A 20059-nucleotide genomic window follows, 5' to 3' on the forward strand; every position below is an offset into this window, starting at 1 on the left:
TCCGTTTCGCTTCCGCGTCCCGGCGACGAGTTGAACTCTAGCGGATTCCGGGGCCAGTACAAAAACGCGTTTGTGCAGCGTGCTGCGCTGCGTCCAGTCCGGGACCCGGCCGGGCCCGCCCGCGAGGCACCCGTCCTAGACTCGACTGCGTGCCCGCCCTCTCTCCGCTCGCCCGCTTCGGCAACCTCGTGGCCACCGGTCTCACCGATGTGACCAGCGACGCCGCCGCCCTGGACTCCTCCGGCTTCTGGGCCGTCTGCGCGGACTACGAGGGTGGTCTGGTGTGCGCGCGCTTCAGTGACGTACGTCGCGCGCCCGCGCCCGCCCCCGCGCCGGGGGAGTGGCGCGGGCCGCGCGTCGACGACTGGACGTCCTCGCTCGACCGCGCCGCGTACACGGCGGGTGTACGCCGCATCCGTGAGCACATCGCCGCCGGCGAGGTGTACCAGGCGAACCTCTGCCGGGTGCTCTCGGCGCCCGTCGCACCGGACGCGGATGTGGACGCCCTGACCGCGCTGCTGGCCCGCGGCAACCCGGCCCCCTTTGCAGGAACGATTCGCCTCCCGGCGCACGGTGTCGAGATCGCCACTGCCTCCCCCGAACTCTTTCTGCGCCGCGACGGCAGGCTCGTCGAATCCGGTCCGATCAAGGGCACCGGAGCGACCGAGGCGGACCTCCTGGAGAAGGACTACGCCGAGAACGTCATGATCGTCGACCTCGTCCGCAACGACGTCGGGCAGGTCTGCGCCACCGGCACCGTGACCGTCCCCGACCTCTGCGCCGTGGAGAAGCACCCGGGGCTGGTGCACCTGGTGTCGTTGGTGCGCGGTGAACTGCGCGAGCACGCAGGCTGGCCCGAACTGCTCGCCGCCGCCTTCCCGCCCGGCTCCGTCACCGGGGCGCCCAAGTCGAGCGCCCTGCGGATCATCGACGCCCTGGAGACCGCGCCGCGCGGCCCGTACTGCGGGGGAGTCGGCTGGGTCGACGCCGACCGGGGCACCGCCGAGCTGGCCGTCGGCATCCGCACCTTCTGGATCGACCGGGCGGCGGGCGAACTGCGCTTCGGCACCGGCGCCGGCATCACCTGGGGGTCGGACCCCGAGGCGGAATGGCGCGAGACCGAGCTGAAGGCCGCCCGGCTGCTCGCGGTAGCGTCGGGGACGTACGAGGCGAGTGGGAGGACCCTTACGTGAAGATCTGGCTCGACGGCGGACTGCAGGACACCGACTCCGCCCGTGTCTCCGTCCTCGACCACGGACTGACCGTGGGCGACGGCGTCTTCGAGACCGTGAAGGCGGTCGGGGGCCGGCCGTTCGCGCTGACCCGCCACCTCGACCGGCTGGCCCTCTCGGCCCGCGGACTCGGTCTGCCCGAGCCCGACCTCGACGAGGTGCGCCGCGCCTGCTCCGCAGTCCTGGAGGCCGAACCGGTCGCGCTCGGCCGGCTGCGCATCACCTACACCGGCGGCCTCTCCCCGCTCGGCTCCGACCGCGGCGACCACGGCCCGACGCTCGTCGTCGCCCTCGGCGAGACCGCCCGGCGGGCGGACTCCACCGCCGCGATCACCGTCCCGTGGACCCGCAACGAGCGCGGCGCCCTCACCGGCCTGAAGACCACCTCGTACGCCGAGAACGTCGTCGCCCTCGCCCGCGCCCACGAACAGGGCGCCACCGAGGCGCTGTTCGCCAACACCGTGGGGCAGCTCTGCGAGGGCACGGGCTCCAACGTCTTCGTCGTCCTCGACGGGGAGCTCCACACACCGCCGGTCGCCTCCGGTTGCCTCGCGGGCATCACCCGCGCCCTCGTCGTCGAGTGGACCGGCGCCCGCGAGACCGACCTGCCGCTGGACGTCCTGGACCGCGCCGACGAGATCTTCCTGACGTCGAGCCTGCGCGATGTACAGGCCGTGCACCGTGTCGACGCCCGCGAGCTGTCGGCCGCCCCGGGCCCGGTGACGGCCAAGGCGATGCGTGTCTTCGACGAGCGGTCCGGCGACGACCTGGATCCGTGATCGGGACCCGTTCACGCGGTCCCGAGAATGCTGACGATATTCAGCGGACTCCACGCCTCGCGGCGGGTAGAACACTGCTGATGACCACCACCCTGCGGCCCATCGAGCCGCTTCAACAGGCCGCCGACGGAACGCGCTCACGTCGCTACCAGGTGTGTGTCAACAGCCGTCCCGTCGGCGAGATACACCTCGGCACCCGCCCCGACCCCGGCTCGACGGCCGCGCGCATCCTGGACCTGCGCATCGACGAACCGGACCGGCGGCGGGGCCGGGCCACCGTCGCGGCGCTCGCCGCCGAGGAGGTGGCCCGCGGCTGGGGCTGCCGGCGGATCGAGGTGTCCGTACCGGCCGACGCCGAGCCCGCCCTGCGGCTGGCCCAGACGCTCGGGTACGTCCTGCGCAACCGGAACATGAGCAAGGCCCTCGGCGGGACCGCGCCCGAACTGCCCGAGGGCAGCAGGGGCAGGCCCATGACGGAGGCCGAGTACGGGCCCTGGAAGGAAGCCGGGCTGGAGGGCTACGCCCAGGACTGGATCGCCCGCGGCATGCCCGAGGCGGAGGCGTACGCGAAGGCCGCCCTGGACTACCAGCGCTGTCTCCCGCAGGGTGTCGCCTCCCCGAACAACCTGTGCAGCGTTCTGGAGCACGAGGGCACGAGGGTCGGCACCCTCTGGCTGTGGCTGACCGACGACCGGGCCTTCGTGTACGACGTCGAGGCGGACGCCGCCCACCGGGGCCGGGGCCACGGCCGCACACTGATGCTGCTGGCCGAGGCCCAGGCGATCGCGGCCGGGAAGCCCGCCATCGCGCTCAACGTCTTCGCGGGCAACTTCCGGGCCGAATGCCTCTACGAGTCCCTCGGCTACGAGACGACCAGCCACCACCTCTCCAAGCCGCTGCTCTGAACGGTCGTGGGGCGCACGAGGCCCCGCCCGGCACGGGGGGCCTGGCCCCGGCCCGGTGGCCCCAAGGGCGCGTGGCCCACGACAGCGGGCCGTGTGGATCACGGGCGCCGCCGCCGGTGGCCGAAGGCGCTCAGACGCTCTCGGCCAGCAGCCGGTCGGCGATCTCCTCGATGCGCTCGCGCAGCCCCTCCTGGCTCTTGCCGCCGTCGAGACGCTCGCCGCCGATGACGTACGTGGGCGTGCCCGTCACGCCGATCGCCTTGCCCTCGGCCTGGTCGGCGTCGACGATCAGGATGTGCCGGCCGTCGATCAGCGCCGTGTCGAACTCCTCGGCGTCCAGACCGAGTTCACGGGCCGCCTCCACCAGGAACGGCTCTCCGGTCCGGCCCAGCTCCTCGACCCGGCCGAGCACCGCCTCGACGTACGGCCACGCCTGCCCCTGTTCCGCGGCCTCCTCGGCGGCCTGCGCGGCGGCGAAGGCGTGCTTGTGCTTCTCCAGCGGGAAGTGCCGCAGCCGTACGTCGAGCCGGTCGCCGTAGCGGGCCCGCAGCGCGCGGATGTCGTCGAGGGCGCTGCGGCAGTCGGGACACTGGAGTTCGCACCAGACGTCCAGGACGACGGCGGACGGCACGGGGGAGGAGTCGCTCATGGGGTCAGTCTCCCAGCTTCCGGGCCCGTGCCCGGACGTGGCCCGGTAGCGGCCCGGGCGTGAACACCGACCCCGAGACGACCCGGAGATGTCCCTGAGGTCTCCCCGGACCATGGCATATCGGACGCCTGGAGGTGCAGGATGGAAGGGACGCAACGCGAACGCCCGACCGAGCACCGCCTGGAGGACCGGATGATTGCCGAGACAGTCTGCGCCGCCGTCTCAGCGGCGGGCCTGGGCATCGCCGCGATCACGGCGTATCGGAAGCGGTTCCTCCGTGCGGCCCGTATCGCCGCCTACTCGCTCGTTCCGCTCGGCCTGGTGATGACCGGAGTCGTCGAGTGGCTGGCCGACACCGCGTTCAGCCCCACCGCGTGGGTCGGCTTCGGTGTGCTCGGCGCCGCCTGGTTCCTCTTCATGACCACCCGCGCCGTGGAGCGGCGCCGCGGGGTCACCGGCAAGGAGCGCAAGGAGACCAAGGCGTCCAGTACGGAGGCGATAGCCCCGACGGCCTCGGCGCCCTCGCTCGGCCAGGGTGCCCGGCCGGCGGCGCGCCCGGCGGCGAGCCCTCGGGCGGCGGGTTCCGGTGCGTCCGGCGCGGACGACTTCAGCGACATCGAGGCGATCCTGAAGAAGCACGGCATCTGATCACCGGCGGCACGGCCTCCGACTCTTGTGAAGGGGTGCTGACTGAAACGACACAGAAGGTCGGGCAGCGGCGCCGAAGTGATCACGTTCGCTCCGTACGTTGTGGATATTGGCGAACTCTCCGTCATTCCTGGTTGGTTGATCGCGCGGAGGGTCTCCGCTGCGTCATCATCGCGGCGAGATGCTGGACACAACACCGAGCGACACCGCCGCCCCGCCCGAGGAGCGACGAGGTTGTCTCTTCGCGCTCTCCCAGCCACCGCTGATGATCTTCCTAGCGGTGATCGGCTGCCTGCTGCTCATGGCGTCACTGCACGACCTGCTGATGCTGTGAGCTGTAAACGGAGCCCCTGACGTCACCCGTCGAGGGCTCCGTCAGCCCCCGTACGCGCACACGGGCCGAGGGCCGGCGATCCGCTCAGCCCGCCGCCTCCTTGCGGCGTGCCCGGTAGGCGGCCACATGCAGGCGATTTCCACAGGTACGGCTGTCGCAGTAGCGGCGCGAGCGGTTGCGGGAGAGGTCCACGAAAGCCCGTCTGCAGTCGGGCGCCTCGCAGCGGCGCAGCCGCTCCTGTTCCCCGGCGACCACGAAGAAGGCGAGCGCCATGCCGCAGTCGGCGGCCAGGTGGTCGGCCAGCGACGCGCCGGGGGCGAAGTAGTGCACATGCCAGTCGTAGCCGTCGTGGTCGGTGAGCCGGGGTGTGGTGCCCGCGGCGGCGATCAGTTCGTTGATGACGGCGGCGGCCGAGGCCGGGTCGGGGGCCGCGAAGACCTCCGCGAACCGGCCACGAATCCTGCGTACGGCCGCGAGGTCGAGCTCTGACAGCACTCCGACCTCGCTGACCTCGTGGTTTCGTACGAAGTCGGCGAGCGCCGCGACGGTCGCGAGCCCGTCGGTCGCCGGGTCGTTCTCCGGCGCGGTGTTCACCAGATCGACCACGGCGTCGAGGGAACACCGGGTGTCGTGGGTGATCAGCACGTTTCGCTCCCTGGCCTGCGAGGTTCGGGCGGGCGCCCGCCGATGCTGGCCGATGGTAATGGTTCGGCGGGCGGTGGGCCGGTGTGGACCGTATTGGAGCTCCCTGGAGGACCCCTGGTACGAGCGGAACGGGCCAGGGCCCCGATTCGTGCCCGATTCGCCGGTTCGCGCGGCCACGACACGGCGACGCCGCCGCGCGGGGATCCGCGCGACGGCGTCGATGGGTCGGCCTGAAGCCGTATTCGGTTGTACGGGCCCGAGCCGTCTCCCCGAGTGGACGGCGCCGGGCGGCTCTGTGGCCCTCGGCCCCTAGCTTTCCGCCAGGATGTGCGAGAGCTCCTGATCGAGGTCGAAGTGCCGGTGTTCCGTGCCGGGCGGCACGGCGGCGTCTGTGCGCTTCAGGAAGGACTCCAGGGCCCGCGCCGGGGCTTCGAGGAGGGCTTCGCCCTCCGGGGAGCTCAGGGCGATGCACACGACGCCCTGGCCGTGACTGCGCGACGGCCAGACACGGACGTCACCGGTGCCGGTGGGCCGGTGCAGCCCTTCGGCGAGGAGGTCGCGGGCGAACACCCATTCGACGGTTTCCTCTGCTCCGGTGTGGAAGGTGGCGTGCACGGCGTAGGGGTCGGCCGTGTCATACCGCAGTCCCGCGGGAACGGGCAGTGAGGACTCGCTCGACACAACGAGGCGCAGGTGCAGCTCGCAGCTGACCGTGGTGTTCATAAGCGCCAAGGCCTTTCGCTCAGTGTGCGCTCGGGGATTCGCACGTCGGCGAAATCGACATGCCACCTACGGTGCCGTTGTAAACCCCTCTGGGAGTTTTGCGTCGCTTTTGGTAGCTCATCCGGCCGAGACCGTCTTCGGTCGGTACGACCATTCCGGTGACCGGTTTCTCTCCGGTAGGGTTTGGCCGTATGGACACGGGGAGTTACGGACCGGGGGAAGCCGCTCTGGCGGCCGACGGAACGAAGAGTGACATCGACGTAGCGAACAGTGAGGCCGATGTGGCCAAGAACGAAGTGCCGCTCGGATCCCGTGCGCCGGAATTCATCAGAGCGCGGCGGATGCTGCACCTGAGCTGGCAGGTGGCCATCTTCGTCGTCGGTCTGGCGGTGGTGGTCACGGGCGTGATCATGCTTCCGCTTCCCGGTCCCGGCTGGGTCGTGATCTTCGCGGGCATGGCGATCTGGGCGACGGAATTCGTCTGGGCCCAGCTGGTGCTCCGCTGGACCAAGCGGAAGGTCACTGAGGCCACGCAGCGCGCCCTCGACCCCAAGGTCCGGCGCCGCAACATCATTCTGACCTCGATCGGCCTGGTGATCGTGGCCGGCCTCGTCGGTTTCTACGTCTGGAAGTTCGGCTTCGAGGTGCCTTGGAACATCAAGAACCAGTGAGCCCGCCGGGACGGCGGCGGGGATTCCAGGTGTGGTCGGAGGCACCCCCTGACATGGGGTAATGTTCTTCCTGCATCCGGGCGATTAGCTCAGTGGGAGAGCGCTTCGTTCACACCGAAGAGGTCACTGGTTCGAACCCAGTATCGCCCACCGGATGATGACGACCCGGTCCACGGAAACGTGGACCGGGTCGTTTTTCGTGGTGGCGGCCCGGGGGTGCGCGGTGTGTCGCCCGGAGTGTTCGCCCTGCCGAGGGTCGAGGGTCGAGGGCCGAGGGCCGGTGCCGCGAGAGGCGAGCCGGCGGTCGTGCGCGACCTCGGTGACACCTCCGGCACTGCGGCTCTGGCGGCCTCTGGCGCTTCGGCCTCTGGCACTTCGGCCTCCGGCCGAATCCGGTGCTTCTGTGTCCCTTGCGTGGCGCTCGTGCTCGGTGGGCCCGCCGTGCTCGCGGGCGGTTCTGGGGCGGGGCGGGCCGCGCCCCGCTGACTCCTTTCCGCCTCGTCCGTCAGCCGCGTGACGGCCCTCTTCGTGTTCGGCCCATCGACCGCAACTCGCCCACCTGCGCTTTCAGTTGACCGGCCGTCACCTGCGGGGCCGCAGCGCCGGGCGCGTCGCCGACTCCGCTTTCCATCAATTCCTGTCCGAATCATTGACGTCTCCTGAGGGGCTCCGTACCTTGTGCCAGCAAGCGCTTACTTGAAACGATTCATGGCGCGGGACGCAGCGTCGCGGGGAGGCTCAACCATGCAGCAAAACAGGAACGTTGAGAGGCGGACGGTCCTCAAGGCGGCCGGAGCCTCACTGGCCGTCGCGGGGTTGGGAGCGACAGCCACGGCTTGTGGCGGCGACAGTGGCGCGGGGGATGGGACGGTGACGATCCGTTACGCCTGGTGGGGCGCCGAGGACCGCGCGGAGCGCATCAAGAAGAGCATCGCGCTTTTCGAGAAGAAGTACCCGAAGATCAAGGTGAAGACGGACTTCCAGCCGTACCTCGACTTCTGGAAGAAGTTCAACACCCAGGCCTCCGGTGGAAATCCGCCGGATGTGTTCCAGAATGCCATCGGCTTCCTCCGGAAATATGACGCCAAGAATGTGCTGCTCGATCTCAGCCCACAGGTCGAGGCGGGCAATCTCTCCCTCGACGGCTTCAGAGCCGGCCTGGAGAAGTTCGGCGAGGTCGACGGAAAGCTGCTCGGCGTTCCGGTCGGGTCCAACTCGATGGCCCTGGTGATCGACAAGCCCGTCTACACCAAGTCGGGCGTCAAGCCCGAGCAGGGGTGGACCTGGGACGACTTCGACGCGGCGATGAGGAAGATCCGCGACAAGGCGGGGCGCGCCGGTGACAGCGGCATGTACGGGGTGATGTACCTCTACGACCTCTACCTGCGCCAGAACGGCAAGGCGTTCTTCACCGAGGACGGACTCGGCTTCACCGAGGCGGACCTGAAGGCCTGGTGGTCGAAGGCCGAGAAGGGCATCGAGGAAGGCCTCTTCGCCGATCCCAAGAAGGTCGCGCAGATCAAGCCCAAGTCCGCGGTCGCCGCGGAGCTCGCCGCCGGTGAGTTCACCTGGGACAACTTCACCGTCCGCTACACCTCCGAGGGCAAGAGCGAATACGGTCTGGCGCCCATCCCGACCACCGACGGCAAGAAGACCGGTCAGTACCTCGGTTCCCTCATGCTCAGCGCGTCCAAGCGTACGCAGCACCCCAAGGAGGTCGCGCAGTTCATCGACTTCATGGTGCACGAGCCCGAGGTCGCCAAGATCATGGGCTATGACCGCGGGGTGCCCGCGACGCAGGCCCAGTACGACGCGTTCCAGCCGACCGACCCGGTCAACAAGGCGATCGCCGAGTACGAGGAGTCCCTCGTCTCGGCGGGCGTGCTGGAGCCCATCACCCCGCACCCGAACGGCGCGGACATCTGCGAGGCGGCCTTCCTGCGCATCGGTGAGGAACTCGGTCTCGGCACGCGCTCGGTCGACGACGCCGTCAAGCAGTTCTTCACCGAGTCGAAGACGGCTCTCGGCACCTGATGGGAACCACCGTGACACACGCCCCTGCGACGGAGGGCCTGTCCAAGGACGAGCGCTCCGAGCCGCGGCAGAGTCCGGCCGACACCCCGAGCCCCGCCGCACTCAAGCGGCGGGGCCGCCGGGAGAACCTGGCCGGCTATCTCTTCATGTCCCCGTGGATCGCCGGATTCCTGCTGCTCACGGCAGGCCCGATGATCGCCTCGCTCTACTTCGCGTTCACCGACTACAACCTGTTCGACGCGCCCCGGTGGATCGGCCTGGACAACTTCTCCGAGATGTTCGCCGACCCGCGCTGGCGTCACTCGGTGCGGGTGACGCTGTGGTACGTCGTCGTCGGCACGCCGCTCAAGCTGCTGCTGGCCCTCGGTGTGGCGCTGCTGCTGGCCCAGAAGCGGCGTGGGCAGGCCTTCTACCGGGCCGCCTTCTACGCGCCGTCGCTGATCGGGGCCAGTGTCTCCATCGCGATCGTCTGGAAGGCGATCTTCTCCGACGACGCGATCGTCGACCGTACGCAGAAGATCTTCGGGATCGACGTCGGCGGCTGGACCGGCGACCCGGAGCTGATCATCTACAGCCTGGTGGCGCTCACCGTCTGGCAGTTCGGCGCTCCCATGGTCATCTTCCTCGCCGGGCTCAAGCAGGTGCCGCGCGAGCTGTACGAGGCCGCCGAGGTCGACGGGGCGGGCCAGTGGCGGCGGTTCTGGAACATCACCCTGCCGATGATCTCGCCGGTCCTCTTCTTCAACGTCCTGCTGGAGACGATCCACTCGTTCCAGATCTTCAGCTCGGCGTACATCGTCGGCGGCGGTGCCGGAGGCAACGCCTGTGGTCCCGCTGACGGTTCGATGGTCTACACCTGTTATCTCTACGTCCAGGGCTTCGAGAACAGTCGCATGGGTCTGGCCTCCGCCATGGCGTGGCTGCTGCTGATCGCGGTCGCCCTGGTGACAGGGGTGCTGTTCTGGTCCCAGAAGCGCTGGGTGCACTACGAGGAGGGTGCCTGATGAGCGCACAGGCCACCGAGATCACCCCGGCCCCGGCACCGTCCGGGCGGGCGACCGCCCTGCGGCGCAGGCTGCCCGGTTCCCTTGCCTGGCACATCGGGTCGCTCGCACTCCTCGCCGTGATTCTCTATCCCGTGATCTGGGTCGTCGGCGGCTCGTTCAAGGAGAGCGAGGACATCGTCGGCAGTCTCGATCTGCTGCCGACCGACCCGATCATCGCCAACTACACCCGGCTCTCCGACGGCATCGCCGACATCCCGATCTCCACTTTCTTCCTCAACTCGGTCGTGCTCGCGCTCGGCTCGGTGGTCGGGATCCTGGTGTCCTGCTCGCTGACCGCGTACGCCTTCGCGAAGATCAAGTTCGCGGGCCGCAACCTGCTCTTCACGCTGATGATCGGCACGCTCCTGTTGCCGTACCACGTCCTGCTCATCCCGCAGTACGTGCTGTTCCGCAACATGGAGATGATCAACACCTACACCCCGCTGCTGCTGCCGAAGTACCTGGCCACGGAGGCGTTCTTCGTCTTCCTGATGGTGCAGTTCATGCGGAACCTGCCCAGGGAGCTCGACGAGGCGGCCCGGCTCGACGGGTGCGGGCACTTCCGGATCTACTGGTCGATCGTGCTGCCGCTGTCCCGGCCCGCGCTCATCACCAGCGCGATCTTCACGTTCATCAACTCCTGGAACGACTTCATGGGTCCGTTGATCTACCTGAACGAGCCGGACAAGTACACGGTCTCGCTCGGCCTGAAGATGTTCGTGGACCAGGACGGCGTGGCCAACTACGGCGGCATGATCGCGATGTCGCTGGTGGCCCTGCTGCCGGTGCTCGCCTTCTTCCTCGCCTTCCAGCGCTATCTGATCGACGGTATGGCCACGTCCGGTCTGAAGGGCTGAGGTGAAGCCGACCATGGCCCTCGCCCGCACTCGCACCCGTACCCGCGACCGCGCCAGTACCCGCGACCGCGCCAAGTCGGCCGCGCCCCGTGAGGAGTCCCCGCTCGCCGAACGGTTCGCGCTGTTCGCCGAGTGTCTGCTCACGGGGGTGTGGATCGCGCTGGCCGCGCTGCCGCTGGTGACGTACCCCGCCGCGTTCGCCGCGGGCTCCCGGCACCTGCGACGCCGTACGGCCCATGTGGGCGGCGGATGGCGGGAGTTCGTGGCCGACTTCCGGGCGGCGGTGCGCGGCGGCTGGCTCGTCGGGCTCGCCGGCTGGGCGGTGCTGGCGGCGGTCTGGGTGGATGTCCAGGCCGTACGCGCCGGTCTCCCGGGCGGGCCGTTGGTCGGCGCGATCGGGGTCCTCGCACTGATCGGCGCCGCCGTCGCCGGGCTTCGCGCGGCGGCGGTCTGGCGGCCCGGGGCCACCTGGCGGGGCCTGCTGGGCGCGGCCGGGCGGCGGACCGTGCTCGATCCCGCCGGATCCTTTCTGCTCGTCGGCGGACTGGCTGTGGTGGCCTGCTCCGCCTGGTTCGTCGCGCCGCTCGCGGTCCCCGTGCTCGGGGCCGTCGCGGCGGCGGCCGTCGCCGTGGAGGAGCGGTACCGGCGCCGCTGACCGGCCGGGGCCAGGTCGGCGCCCGGAGGCGCCGCACTCCCTCTGTCATGCCCCTGACCACCCGCACGTACGACTTCCCGTTCGGAAAGGAAAGGCCATGTCCCCCATCGACCGCAGGTCCCTTCTCAAGGCGGCCGCCGTCGCAGGAGCCGCCGCGCAGTTCAGCTGGGCGCTAGGGAGCTCGAACGCGCAGGCCGCGCCCAGAGCCGAGGCCGCGGAGGCGGAGCCGGTGACCCTGGACTGGCTGGAGGGCGGCGGACTCGGCGCCGCTCCCGGTTCGACTGTGGGTGTGCCGTGGCCGAAGGGCGCCCATGAGAAGGAACAGTCGTTCTCTTTGAAGGACGCGGACGGCAAGGACATCCCGGTCCAGTCCTGGCCGATCGGCTACTGGCCCGACGGCTCCGTGAAGTGGACCGCGCACGCGGTGGGCGAGGGCGCCGGCTCCGGCAAGCTCACCCTCGCCGCCGGTACCCCTGCCGCGCCGGAGAAGAAGGTCACCGTCCACAGGAGCGGTGGCACCATCGACGTCTCGACCGGCGTCATCACCGCCAAAATCGGCAAGTCCGGCTCCACCCTCGTGAAGTCCGTACGGCGCGGCTCCACCGAGATCGCCCACACCGGCCGACTGGTCCTGCTGCGCCAGCCCGAGATCGAGGACGGCGACCAGGGCACCGAGAAGTACGAACGCTTCGAGAGCGCCATCGACGAGGTGGAGGTCGAGCAGGAGGGCCCGGTCCGCGCGGTCGTCCGCATCGACGGCAAGCACCGCAAGGGAAGCCGCAGTTGGCTGCCCTTCTCGATCCGCCTCTACTTCTACGCGGGCGCCGAGTCGTTCCGCATGGTGCACACGATCACCTTCGACGGCACCCAGGAACCCGGGAAGGCAAGCGGCGACTTCATCCGCGGCATCGGCGTCCGCTTCAAGGTGCCGATGCGCGACGCCGCGTACGACCGCCACATCCGTATCGGCGGTGAGGGCACCGGTCTGCTGCGCGAGGCGGTCAAGGGCATCACCGGACTGCGCCGCGACCCCGGCGCGACCGTGCGCACCGCGCAGTTCGAGGGCAAGAAGCTGCCCGACCCGTCGACGTGGGACCAGCGGGTCACCACCCGCCTGCAGTACATCCCCGAATGGGGCGACTACACGCTCTCCCAGCTGTCCGCCGACGGCTTCGGGGTCCGCAAGCGCACCAAGAAGGGCCACGGCTGGATCCCGGCCGGCGGCGGCCGCAGGGCGAGCGGCTTCGGGTACGTCGGCGGCGCGTCCGGAGGTTTCGCCTTCGGCCTGCGGGACTTCTGGGAGAAGTTCCCCGCCCAGCTCGACATCCGCGACGCCCACACCGACACCGCCGAGATCACCCTCTGGCTCTGGTCGCCCGAGGCGCAGCCCATGGACCTGCGCTTCTACCACGACGGCATGGGCCAGGACACCTACCCCGAGCAGCTCGAAGGCCTCAACATCACCTATGAGGACTACGAGCCCGAGTTCGGCACCCCCTACGGCATCGCCCGCACCAGCGAACTGCTCTTCTGGGCCCACGAGTCCACGCCCGGCGCCGAGGACATGGCCAAGCAGGTCGAGGCCGTCCGCACGCCCGCGCAGCTCGCCGCCCCGCCCAAGCAGCTCATCAAGGCGGGCGTCTTCGGCAAGCTGTTCTCCGAGCCCGACCGGTCCACCGCCGCCAAGGCGAAGATCGAGGACCACCTCGACTTCCTCTTCACCTACTACAAGGACCAGGTGGAGATGCGCCGGTGGTACGGCTTCTGGGACTACGGCGACATCATGCACAGCTACGACCCCAGCCGTCACCAGTGGTGCTACGACGTCGGCGGTTACGCCTGGGACAACTCCGAGCTCTCGCCCGACCTGTGGCTGTGGTTCGCGTACATGCGCTCCGGCCGCGCCGACATCTTCCGCTTCGCCGAGGCCATGACCCGGCACACCGGCGAGGTCGACGTGTACCACCTGGGCAAGTGGGCGGGCCTCGGCACCCGCCACGGTGTCCAGCACTACGCCGACAGCGCCAAGCAGCAGCGGATCGCCAACACCACGTACCGCCGCTACTACTACTTCCTCACCGCGGACGAACGCGTCGGCGACCTCATGCACGCCAACGTCGACTCCGACGAGACGTTCCTCGTCCTCGACCCCATCCGCAAGATCCGCACCGAGCCGTACACCCCCGACCGCAACGCCCTGTCGATCGGCTTCGGCACCGACTGGTCCGGCCTGGTGTCGGCGTGGCTGACCGAGTGGGAGCGGCGCGGCCCCAAGTGGGAGAAGGCCAGGTCCCGCGTCCTGTCGACCATGGAGACGATCGCGGCCCAGCCCAACGGGTTCGTCCAGGGCACCGGCCTCTACGACCTGGACACGGGTAGGTTCGCCGTCGCGGACAAGCCCGTGGTCGGGGTCTCGCACCTGTCGGCGATGTTCGGTCTGGTCGAGATGTGTGCGGAGCTCATCGACCAGGTCGACATGCCGAAGTTCAAGGAGGCGTGGCTCGACTACTGCCGCTACTTCAACGCCACGAGGGCCGAGCAGACCGCCCGTTACGGTTCCCACTTCGGGACCCTGCTGCTCTTCCAGGGCCACTCACGGCAGGACGCGTACGCGGCGGTGCACCTGCGCGACGACAAGCTGGCGGCGCGGGCATGGCGGCAGTTCTACAACAGCGCCGACACCTGGGACTACAAGGAGTCGACCGACTGGTCCACGAAGAAGATCGAGGGCCCGACGGCGCTCGTGCCGGGCAGCGAGGCGGCGTGGGTGTCGACCAACGCGACGGCGCTGTACGGGTTGGCGGCCATTCAGAACCTGGCGCTGGTGGGCGACAAGATGCCGTGACGCTCCGCTGGGGGTGCCGGGGGGATATGGGTGCCTGGGGGTTTGTGGGGAACTGCGCGTTCGTTGTGGCTGGTCGCGCAGTTCCCCGCGCCCCTTCGGGGCGCTTCAGCTGAGCTTGCCCAGGAGGGTCCGCATGCGGCGTGCGTCGCGTAGACGTTGTTCGTAGGTGGCGCCTGCCGCCAGCAGGGCCAGGCCGGCGAGTGCGGGAGGTACCCAGCGGGGGAGGGCGTCCACGACCTGGGCGATGTAGGGGGCCAGTTCGTGCAGGGCGACCAGGGCGAGGGTGGCACCGCCGAGGAGGAGCGGGGCCTGGAGGCGGTGGCGGGCACCCAACAGGGTGACCGCCAGGGCGGCGACACCCAGCAGCAGGGGACGGAGCCAGTGGGTGTCGCCCCAGGCCGCGAAGAGGCTCGGGACGAGCGTGACGGCGAGTCCCGGGCCGTACGCCGTCCAGGACGAGACCGTCACGTCCCGGCGCCGGCGCAGTCGGCCGACGACCAGGGCGGGCAGGGTCACCGGCAGGGTGTACGCCTCTGGTGAGCCGACCTCCCAGACCGCAAGCCGCACCCAGGAGGCCGTCACGAAGAGCGCGGCGGCCAGATAGCCGAGGTGACGGCGGTCCGGTCGTACGGCTCTGCCCGTGACGATCACTCCGCACAGCGCGAGGGTGAGGGCCAGCAGCGGCGGGTGCACGACCGAGAGGGCGATGGCCAGAAGGCCGGCCGCGGCGCCGGCCGCCTCGACCGGGATCGTCATGGGCGAGTCGCCGAGGAGTGCCGCGATCAGGGCCGCGATCGCCGGGACGGTCAGGACGAGGAGGGCGGTGTGCTGTGGTGCCCAGCCGACGGACGCGCCGATCGCGCAGGTCAGAGCCGTGGCGTGGACGAGCGAGGCCGGTGCGGCGAGGGGGCCGAGGTCGGTGCGCCACGCGACCGCCGCGAACAGGACGGTCGAGGTCGCGAGGGCGATGAGGGTCGCGGGTTCGGTGGCCAGGGAGTGCAGGACCAGGCTCACGGAGGTGACCAGGGCCAGGAGGGTGCCGGTGAGCGGCAGAGGTGACCGAAGGCGGTCGGACGCCGTGGACGGATGAGGCCGCTCGGGCGCCGCCGGCCGTGCGAGCCCGGCGAGGGCCAGGGTGACCAGCACCAGGAGCCCCTGGGTCACCAGCCCGGCCGCGTACGGCAGTTCCAGGACGGCGGGGAGGACCAGGACCGTCGCCCAGGCGAGGACCGAGGCGCCGGCCAGGGCCGGGGCCCGCCACGGGGCCGTGCGTCCGGTCAGGGCCAGCACCCCGGCCACGGCGGCGAGCACGAGGGGGACGGTCGCCGCGTTCGGGGGCCAAGGAGCGTCGAGCGTCACCGCCGCGCGGGCGTCCGCGGGCGTGCCGGACCAGATCCGCTCCAGCACGCTGACCGGTCCCAGCAGCGCGATCGCCACGACCGGCACCGTGGTGGCCAGCGCGAGGCCCTGGACGACGGCGGAGGCGTGGACGAGACCACGCCGTACGGGCTCGGGGGCCTGGGCCCGTACGGCAGTCAACAGGGCGAGCCCGCAGAGGAGATACGCCGGAACCGTCCACACCTCGGGCAGGACCGCGCGGGCGATGCCGCCGAGGCCCATGACCGTGAGGAGCCCGCCGGTGAGGGCGGTGCCGAGGGCCAGAGCGGGCTTCGGGGCGAGCCAGGCGGTCGTCAGGGCGACCGCGGCGGCGAGGGCGAGGAGCGCCGCCGCACGGGCGGCGGCGCCCGGGCCGGTGGCGGCCCACGAGAGCCACCCGGCCGCCAGTACACCCCAGGCACCCCAGCCGGACGCGCCGACCACGGCGACGATCCGTACCGGCTTGAGGGAGACCCGGAGCGCGATCGCGGTGTCGGCCGCCGCTGTCACCAGCAGCACGGCCGTGACCGTCTCCACGCTCGCGTTCACCGCGAACGACCAGAGGAGGAGCGGGAGTTGAGCGGCGCACAGGGCGAGGGGGAGGGGGAGGCCGAGGGCCGTGCGGGGTGACGTCGCGTCGGACTTGGCCACTCCGGCCGGCAGTGCGCCGAGCCCCAGCCCGTAGGCCGCCCACACCGTCGCGAGCACCGCCGCCGCGGCCGCCGCGTACCCCGTACCGTCCGCCCCGGTGAACACGACCTCGTGCAGGGCGTACGCGTCCAGGACCGTCAGGGCGAGGCCCAGACCGGCCACCGCCTCGGCCGTCGAACGCAGGCCCCGTCGCAGCAGGAGCACGGGAGCGCCGAGCGCGGCCACCGTCACCGCGCCGAGCACCAGGGCCCGGCCCGCGATGCCCAGGTGGCCCCAGCTGACCAGGGTGAACGCGATCGCCGCGACCGTCAGCAGGACGCCCCCGAGGACCAGCAGCACGTTCTGGACGCGAGGCGCCGTCGCCTCGGGGCGTCGTATGGGCGGTGCGGCGGGCGTGGACCCGGGCGTGGCGGTGTACAGGGCGTTCAGCAGCCATGCGCGGCGGCCCAGCAGGAAGGCGCGACGGGCGTCGAGGTGCCGCAGCTCGGCATCGAGGGCCCGCAACTCCTCGGCAAGGGACGGAAAGGACGTCATGCAGGGGAGTGTGGTCCGCGTCACGGCGTACGACATGAGTGCGGATACTCAGGACGTACTCACTTCCCGAAGGAACCGGCCCTGTGCGGGCAGAATCCGACCATGGACTGGTGCCACTACCGCTTCCGCAGCCACTGGAACCTGCCCGCTCGCCCCACCGCCGTGTACGACGTGCTCCAGCGCGCCGACGACTACCCGCGCTGGTGGCCGCAGGTCCGCGAGGTGACCCGGCTCGACGCCACCACCGGCACCGTCCGGATCCGTTCGGTCCTCCCCTACGACCTCGCCTTCACCGCGCGGGAGGTACGCAGCGACCGGGCGGCCGGGGTCCTGGAGATCGAGATGACCGGCGACCTGGACGGCTGGGCCCGCTGGACACTCATCGCCGACGGCGCGGCCACGCTCGCCCGTTACGACCAGGAGGTCGACGTCTCCAAACCCCTGCTGCGGCGGTTCGCCGTACCGGGACGGCCCCTGTTCCGCGCCAACCACGCGCTGATGATGCGGGCGGGACGGCGAGGACTCCTCGCGTACCTCACGGCGGACGGGCAAGCGGTTTGAACCAGACCCGTCGGGACCTGTATTGTTCAGTGCGTTCCCGGGCGATTAGCTCAGTGGGAGAGCGCTTCGTTCACACCGAAGAGGTCACTGGTTCGAACCCAGTATCGCCCACCGGGAAAAAGCCGGTCCGCAGTCGCGGACCGGCTTTTCTCATGCCGCCGCGGCCGGCAGATCCGGACGCAGGGGCCATGCCGGGTCCACCGACTCCTCCGTGCCGCTGCGGGCGAACCAGGCCTGCAGCCCCCGGGCCTGGGCCGCGTGCCACACGGCCTGCAGCGTGTGCAGTTCGGCGGGGGAGAGGCGGGCGAGCCGGGTCGCGAAACGGTGGCCCACCGCGCGGACGACATCCATCGCGGCCTGCGCGTCGGCCGCCGCGTCGTGCGCGCCGTCCAGGGTCACCTCGTAGTGCGCGCACAGATCGGTGAGCGTGCGTCGGCCCTTGCGGTAGCGGTCCAGGTGCTTGTCCAGGACCCGGGGATCGAGGACCCGCAGCGGCGTCGTCTCGAACCAGTGGTCCAGCGACGAGGCGCGATGCCGTCGCAACTCACGGTCCAGCAGGGTCAGATCGAAGGGCGCGTTCATCACGACCAGCGGGCGGCCGCGCACCGCCTGCTCGGCCAGTGCCCTGGCTATCTCCTCCATCACCGGCGCCGGCCACCGGCCGTCGCGCTGCAACTGATCGTCCGTCAGTCCGTGCACCGCCGTCGCCGCGGCGGGCACCGGCACCCCCGGATTCACCAGCCACCGGGTCACCCGGGGGCGGGTGCCGGGCGCGTCCTGGACGACGACGGCGGCCGACACGATCCGGTCGGTCTCGACGTCCACGCCCGTGGTCTCCGTGTCGAACGCCGCCAAGGGCCCCTCGTACCAACACGTCATGTGTCCACAACTCCTCGTTCACCCACGGCAGCTGACGTCCCGTCTTCTGCCAGTTTGGTGATACCCGGGCTGTTTGCGCCGTACGCCGGACGGAGACAACAGAAGTACGGGTCTGTGCAGTTCAGGGGCTCGGCACGGGGAAACACCTGTAGGGGAAGGCTGTTGGTCATGGCCATTGCGCAGCCCGAGCGGGGCGGGCTGCTGCCCGAGCACGCGGAATCGCTCCGCGGCTCCCTCGCCACCACCGCCTGCATGGAGACCCTGCAGGTGGGCTATCTGCACGCGGTGGCCGCGGCGGCGGGCTGCTCGCTCTCCCAGCCCTTTCCGGACAACGGCATCGACTGGCACGTCAGCCACGGCTCGCCCGGTCACACCGTCGACGACGAGGTCACCATCAAGGTGCAGCTCAAGGCCACCTACCAGCTCGCGCCGAACCCCCCGGGCCGCTTCTTCTCCTTCACCCTCGACAACGAGCACCTGGCGAAGCTCGCCCGCACCCCCGTCTCGGTGCACAAGATCCTGGTCGTGATGATCGTCCCCAGGTCGCAGGAGCAGTGGCTGCGGGCCGGCCACGACCGGCTCGACCTGCGGCACTGCTGCTACTGGACCAATCTCGCCGGACACCCGATCACCGGTCGGCGCCGCACCACCGTGCGCATCCCGACCTCGCGCATCTTCGACGACCGAGCGCTCTGCGAGATCATGACGCGGGTCGGAACGGGAGGCAGACCGTGACCCACGGCCCCATCGACGACGGCCGCGGCCCGCGGACCGCGGGCGCGTCCGTGCGCCGCCCCATCAACCAGCCCGCGGGCCCCGCCCGGCCCCACCCCGCCGAACCCGTCTGGACCCAGCCGCCCGACCCCGCAGGTCGACCCCGCCGTACTGGGCACCCTGCTGCGACGGCACGGGTGGCAGCGGCGCGGCGGAGCCACCGGGCGGTACGGGCGCTGGACCCCGCCCGAGCCGGCCGGGCGGGCCATGAGCCTGCTCGTGCCGGAGAACCGGGCCTTCCCCGACAGCGACGACCTGCTCGGCGAGGCGCTCACGGCGCTGTCGCGGAGCGGTTCGCCCGCCGCCCGGGACGTGCTGACCGCCCTCGCCGTGCCCAGTGACGAGATCCACTGGTGGCGGGACGTCCCCACCGGACCGCTGGGCACCGCCTCCTGGGTCGTCGAGGACCAACTGCGCTCCGCCGCCCGCCAGATGCTCCTCGCGGCGGCCCTGGCCACCCGCGCGCGAGCCGGCTACCACGGAGCCCGGCACCGCCTGCCCGCCGCCGCCTCCCTGGACGGTGTCCTTGTCGGCGCGGCCCCCGGCGGCCGTCGGATGACCGCCTTCGTCCCCGTCGCCCAGGGCCGCTCCCTGGCCTTACGGCTCCACCAGGCCCTCTACGCCGCCCGCGAAGCCATCGACTACCAGCGCGCCACCGGCGGCATGGACGCGTTCGACGGGGCCGTCGAGGCAGGGGTCAGCCACGAGCTGACCGAGGCCCTCGTCGCCCTCGTCCGCGGCACCGAGGGCGCCCGCATCGCCGTCGACTGGGCGCCCGCCGCCGGTGTCCCCGAGGGCGGTGCGACACCGGCCGACCCCGTCGAGTTCTCCCCGGGCGACCTGCCCGTGCTGCGCGAGGCCGGCGCCCGCTACCTGCGCGCCGAGCCCCCGATGCCGGTGCGGATCACCGGAGCCGTGGTCCGGATGCGCAGGTCGGCGGCGCGCGGCGAGGGCACGGTACGGCTGCGGGTCATCGCCGGCGCCGAGGTCCCGCACGTCCGGATGACCCTGGACGAGGAGTCGTACCGGATCGCAGGTCAGGCCCATCTCGTCGGTCTGCCGGTCCGGGTGCACGGCCGGCTGGAGAGCCGGGGCGGCTTCCGGCGGCTGACGAACGCCGACGGGATCGCACCCGTGCAGGTCGACGAGGCCGAACGGGACCGGCTGATGAAGTCGCTGCAGGAGACCGCGGAGATCACGGCCTTCTTCGAGGAGGCGTGCGGAGGGGACTGACCGCGTCCGCCGCTAACCGTTTCGCAG

The 20059-nt window shown here is 70.9% G+C and carries 18 protein-coding genes, 2 tRNA genes and 1 pseudogene; 16 read left to right on the forward strand and 5 right to left on the reverse strand.

Annotated elements, in window-relative coordinates; all coding sequences use genetic code 11:
• Positions 1–149: 149 nt before the first annotated feature.
• From E4N62_RS28000 to E4N62_RS28010, 3 genes are all read left to right on the forward strand, one after another.
• A complete protein-coding gene (locus E4N62_RS28000) occupies positions 150–1193 on the forward strand; it encodes a chorismate-binding protein (protein WP_230219131.1) in 1044 nt (347 codons plus the stop codon).
• Positions 1190–2011 carry an aminotransferase class IV gene (locus tag E4N62_RS28005; protein ID WP_184896296.1) on the forward strand — a complete coding sequence of 274 codons (822 nt, stop codon included), beginning with the start codon at positions 1190–1192 and terminating at the stop codon, positions 2009–2011. The genes E4N62_RS28000 and E4N62_RS28005 overlap by 4 nt, the downstream gene beginning before the upstream one ends.
• 80 nt (positions 2012–2091) lie before the next feature.
• Entirely contained in the window at positions 2092–2916 is an 825-nt protein-coding gene (locus E4N62_RS28010) for a GNAT family N-acetyltransferase (protein ID WP_230219133.1), read from the forward strand.
• Between the two features lie 130 nt (positions 2917–3046).
• On the opposite strand, the gene E4N62_RS28015 is transcribed toward E4N62_RS28010, so the two are convergent.
• Positions 3047–3565 carry a DsbA family protein gene (locus tag E4N62_RS28015; protein ID WP_230219144.1) on the reverse strand — a complete coding sequence of 173 codons (519 nt, stop codon included), beginning with the start codon at positions 3563–3565 and terminating at the stop codon, positions 3047–3049.
• A gap of 141 nt (positions 3566–3706) precedes the next feature.
• Here E4N62_RS28015 and E4N62_RS28020 point away from each other — a divergent pair, with 141 nt between their 5' ends.
• Both E4N62_RS28020 and E4N62_RS28025 read left to right on the forward strand, forming a co-directional pair.
• Positions 3707–4213, forward strand: a complete 507-nt coding sequence (locus E4N62_RS28020) for a hypothetical protein (RefSeq protein ID WP_230219146.1) — start codon at positions 3707–3709, stop codon at positions 4211–4213.
• Between the two features lie 181 nt (positions 4214–4394).
• Positions 4395–4547: a hypothetical protein gene (locus tag E4N62_RS28025; RefSeq protein WP_184896304.1), complete on the forward strand. Its 153-nt coding sequence runs from the start codon at positions 4395–4397 to the stop codon at positions 4545–4547.
• A gap of 84 nt (positions 4548–4631) precedes the next feature.
• Here E4N62_RS28025 and E4N62_RS28030 read toward each other — a convergent pair whose 3' ends face one another.
• Both E4N62_RS28030 and E4N62_RS28035 read right to left on the reverse strand, forming a co-directional pair.
• Positions 4632–5192 (reverse strand): CGNR zinc finger domain-containing protein, encoded by a 561-nt coding sequence (locus E4N62_RS28030; protein ID WP_230219148.1) that lies wholly within the window; start codon positions 5190–5192, stop codon positions 4632–4634.
• Positions 5193–5501: 309 nt separating this feature from the next.
• Positions 5502–5915 carry an SsgA family sporulation/cell division regulator gene (locus tag E4N62_RS28035; RefSeq protein ID WP_004002642.1) on the reverse strand — a complete coding sequence of 138 codons (414 nt, stop codon included), beginning with the start codon at positions 5913–5915 and terminating at the stop codon, positions 5502–5504.
• A 191-nt stretch (positions 5916–6106) separates the two neighbouring features.
• Here E4N62_RS28035 and E4N62_RS28040 point away from each other — a divergent pair, with 191 nt between their 5' ends.
• The 7 genes from E4N62_RS28040 (at position 6107) to E4N62_RS28070 (ending at position 14023) form a co-directional block, all read left to right on the forward strand.
• The gene (locus E4N62_RS28040; RefSeq protein ID WP_230220227.1) at positions 6107–6586 is read left to right on the forward strand and encodes a TIGR02611 family protein; all 480 of its coding nucleotides are present in this window, start codon (positions 6107–6109) and stop codon (positions 6584–6586) included.
• A gap of 78 nt (positions 6587–6664) precedes the next feature.
• A tRNA-Val gene (locus tag E4N62_RS28045) sits at positions 6665–6736 on the forward strand.
• 594 nt (positions 6737–7330) lie between these two features.
• Positions 7331–8620 carry an ABC transporter substrate-binding protein gene (locus tag E4N62_RS28050; RefSeq protein ID WP_230219150.1) on the forward strand — a complete coding sequence of 430 codons (1290 nt, stop codon included), beginning with the start codon at positions 7331–7333 and terminating at the stop codon, positions 8618–8620.
• Complete coding sequence (locus E4N62_RS28055; protein WP_230219152.1) at positions 8620–9624, forward strand: carbohydrate ABC transporter permease; 1005 nt, start codon at positions 8620–8622, stop codon at positions 9622–9624. Before E4N62_RS28050 ends, E4N62_RS28055 begins: the two co-directional genes overlap by 1 nt.
• Positions 9624–10523 (forward strand): carbohydrate ABC transporter permease, encoded by a 900-nt coding sequence (locus E4N62_RS28060; RefSeq protein ID WP_230219154.1) that lies wholly within the window; start codon positions 9624–9626, stop codon positions 10521–10523. The genes E4N62_RS28055 and E4N62_RS28060 overlap by 1 nt, the downstream gene beginning before the upstream one ends.
• Before the next feature lie 13 nt (positions 10524–10536).
• Entirely contained in the window at positions 10537–11178 is a 642-nt protein-coding gene (locus E4N62_RS28065; RefSeq protein ID WP_230219163.1) for a hypothetical protein, read from the forward strand.
• A gap of 97 nt (positions 11179–11275) precedes the next feature.
• Positions 11276–14023 carry a Tat pathway signal sequence domain protein gene (locus E4N62_RS28070; protein WP_230219165.1) on the forward strand — a complete coding sequence of 916 codons (2748 nt, stop codon included), beginning with the start codon at positions 11276–11278 and terminating at the stop codon, positions 14021–14023.
• Positions 14024–14128: 105 nt separating this feature from the next.
• On the opposite strand, the gene E4N62_RS28075 is transcribed toward E4N62_RS28070, so the two are convergent.
• Positions 14129–16585: an SCO7613 C-terminal domain-containing membrane protein gene (locus E4N62_RS28075; RefSeq protein WP_230219167.1), complete on the reverse strand. Its 2457-nt coding sequence runs from the start codon at positions 16583–16585 to the stop codon at positions 14129–14131.
• 102 nt (positions 16586–16687) lie between these two features.
• Between E4N62_RS28075 and E4N62_RS28080 the strand changes: the two genes are divergently transcribed.
• Positions 16688–17146 (forward strand): SRPBCC family protein, encoded by a 459-nt coding sequence (locus E4N62_RS28080; RefSeq protein WP_230219169.1) that lies wholly within the window; start codon positions 16688–16690, stop codon positions 17144–17146.
• Between the two features lie 39 nt (positions 17147–17185).
• Positions 17186–17257 (forward strand) — tRNA-Val (locus E4N62_RS28085).
• Between the two features lie 39 nt (positions 17258–17296).
• Here E4N62_RS28085 and E4N62_RS28090 read toward each other — a convergent pair.
• On the reverse strand, positions 17297–18025 hold the full coding sequence (locus E4N62_RS28090) for a 3'-5' exonuclease (protein WP_230219172.1): 729 nt from the start codon (positions 18023–18025) through the stop codon (positions 17297–17299).
• 168 nt (positions 18026–18193) lie between these two features.
• Here E4N62_RS28090 and E4N62_RS28095 point away from each other — a divergent pair, with 168 nt between their 5' ends.
• Together E4N62_RS28095 and E4N62_RS28100 are read left to right on the forward strand one after the other, a co-directional pair.
• The gene (locus E4N62_RS28095; protein ID WP_230219176.1) at positions 18194–18760 is read left to right on the forward strand and encodes a DUF4365 domain-containing protein; all 567 of its coding nucleotides are present in this window, start codon (positions 18194–18196) and stop codon (positions 18758–18760) included.
• 62 nt (positions 18761–18822) lie between these two features.
• Positions 18823–20032 (forward strand): annotated as a pseudogene (locus tag E4N62_RS28100) (hypothetical protein).
• Positions 20033–20059: the final 27 nt, after the last annotated feature.

Source organism: Streptomyces sp. MNU76, assembly GCF_020982545.1.
Taxonomy (GTDB): Bacteria; Actinomycetota; Actinomycetes; order Streptomycetales; family Streptomycetaceae; genus Streptomyces.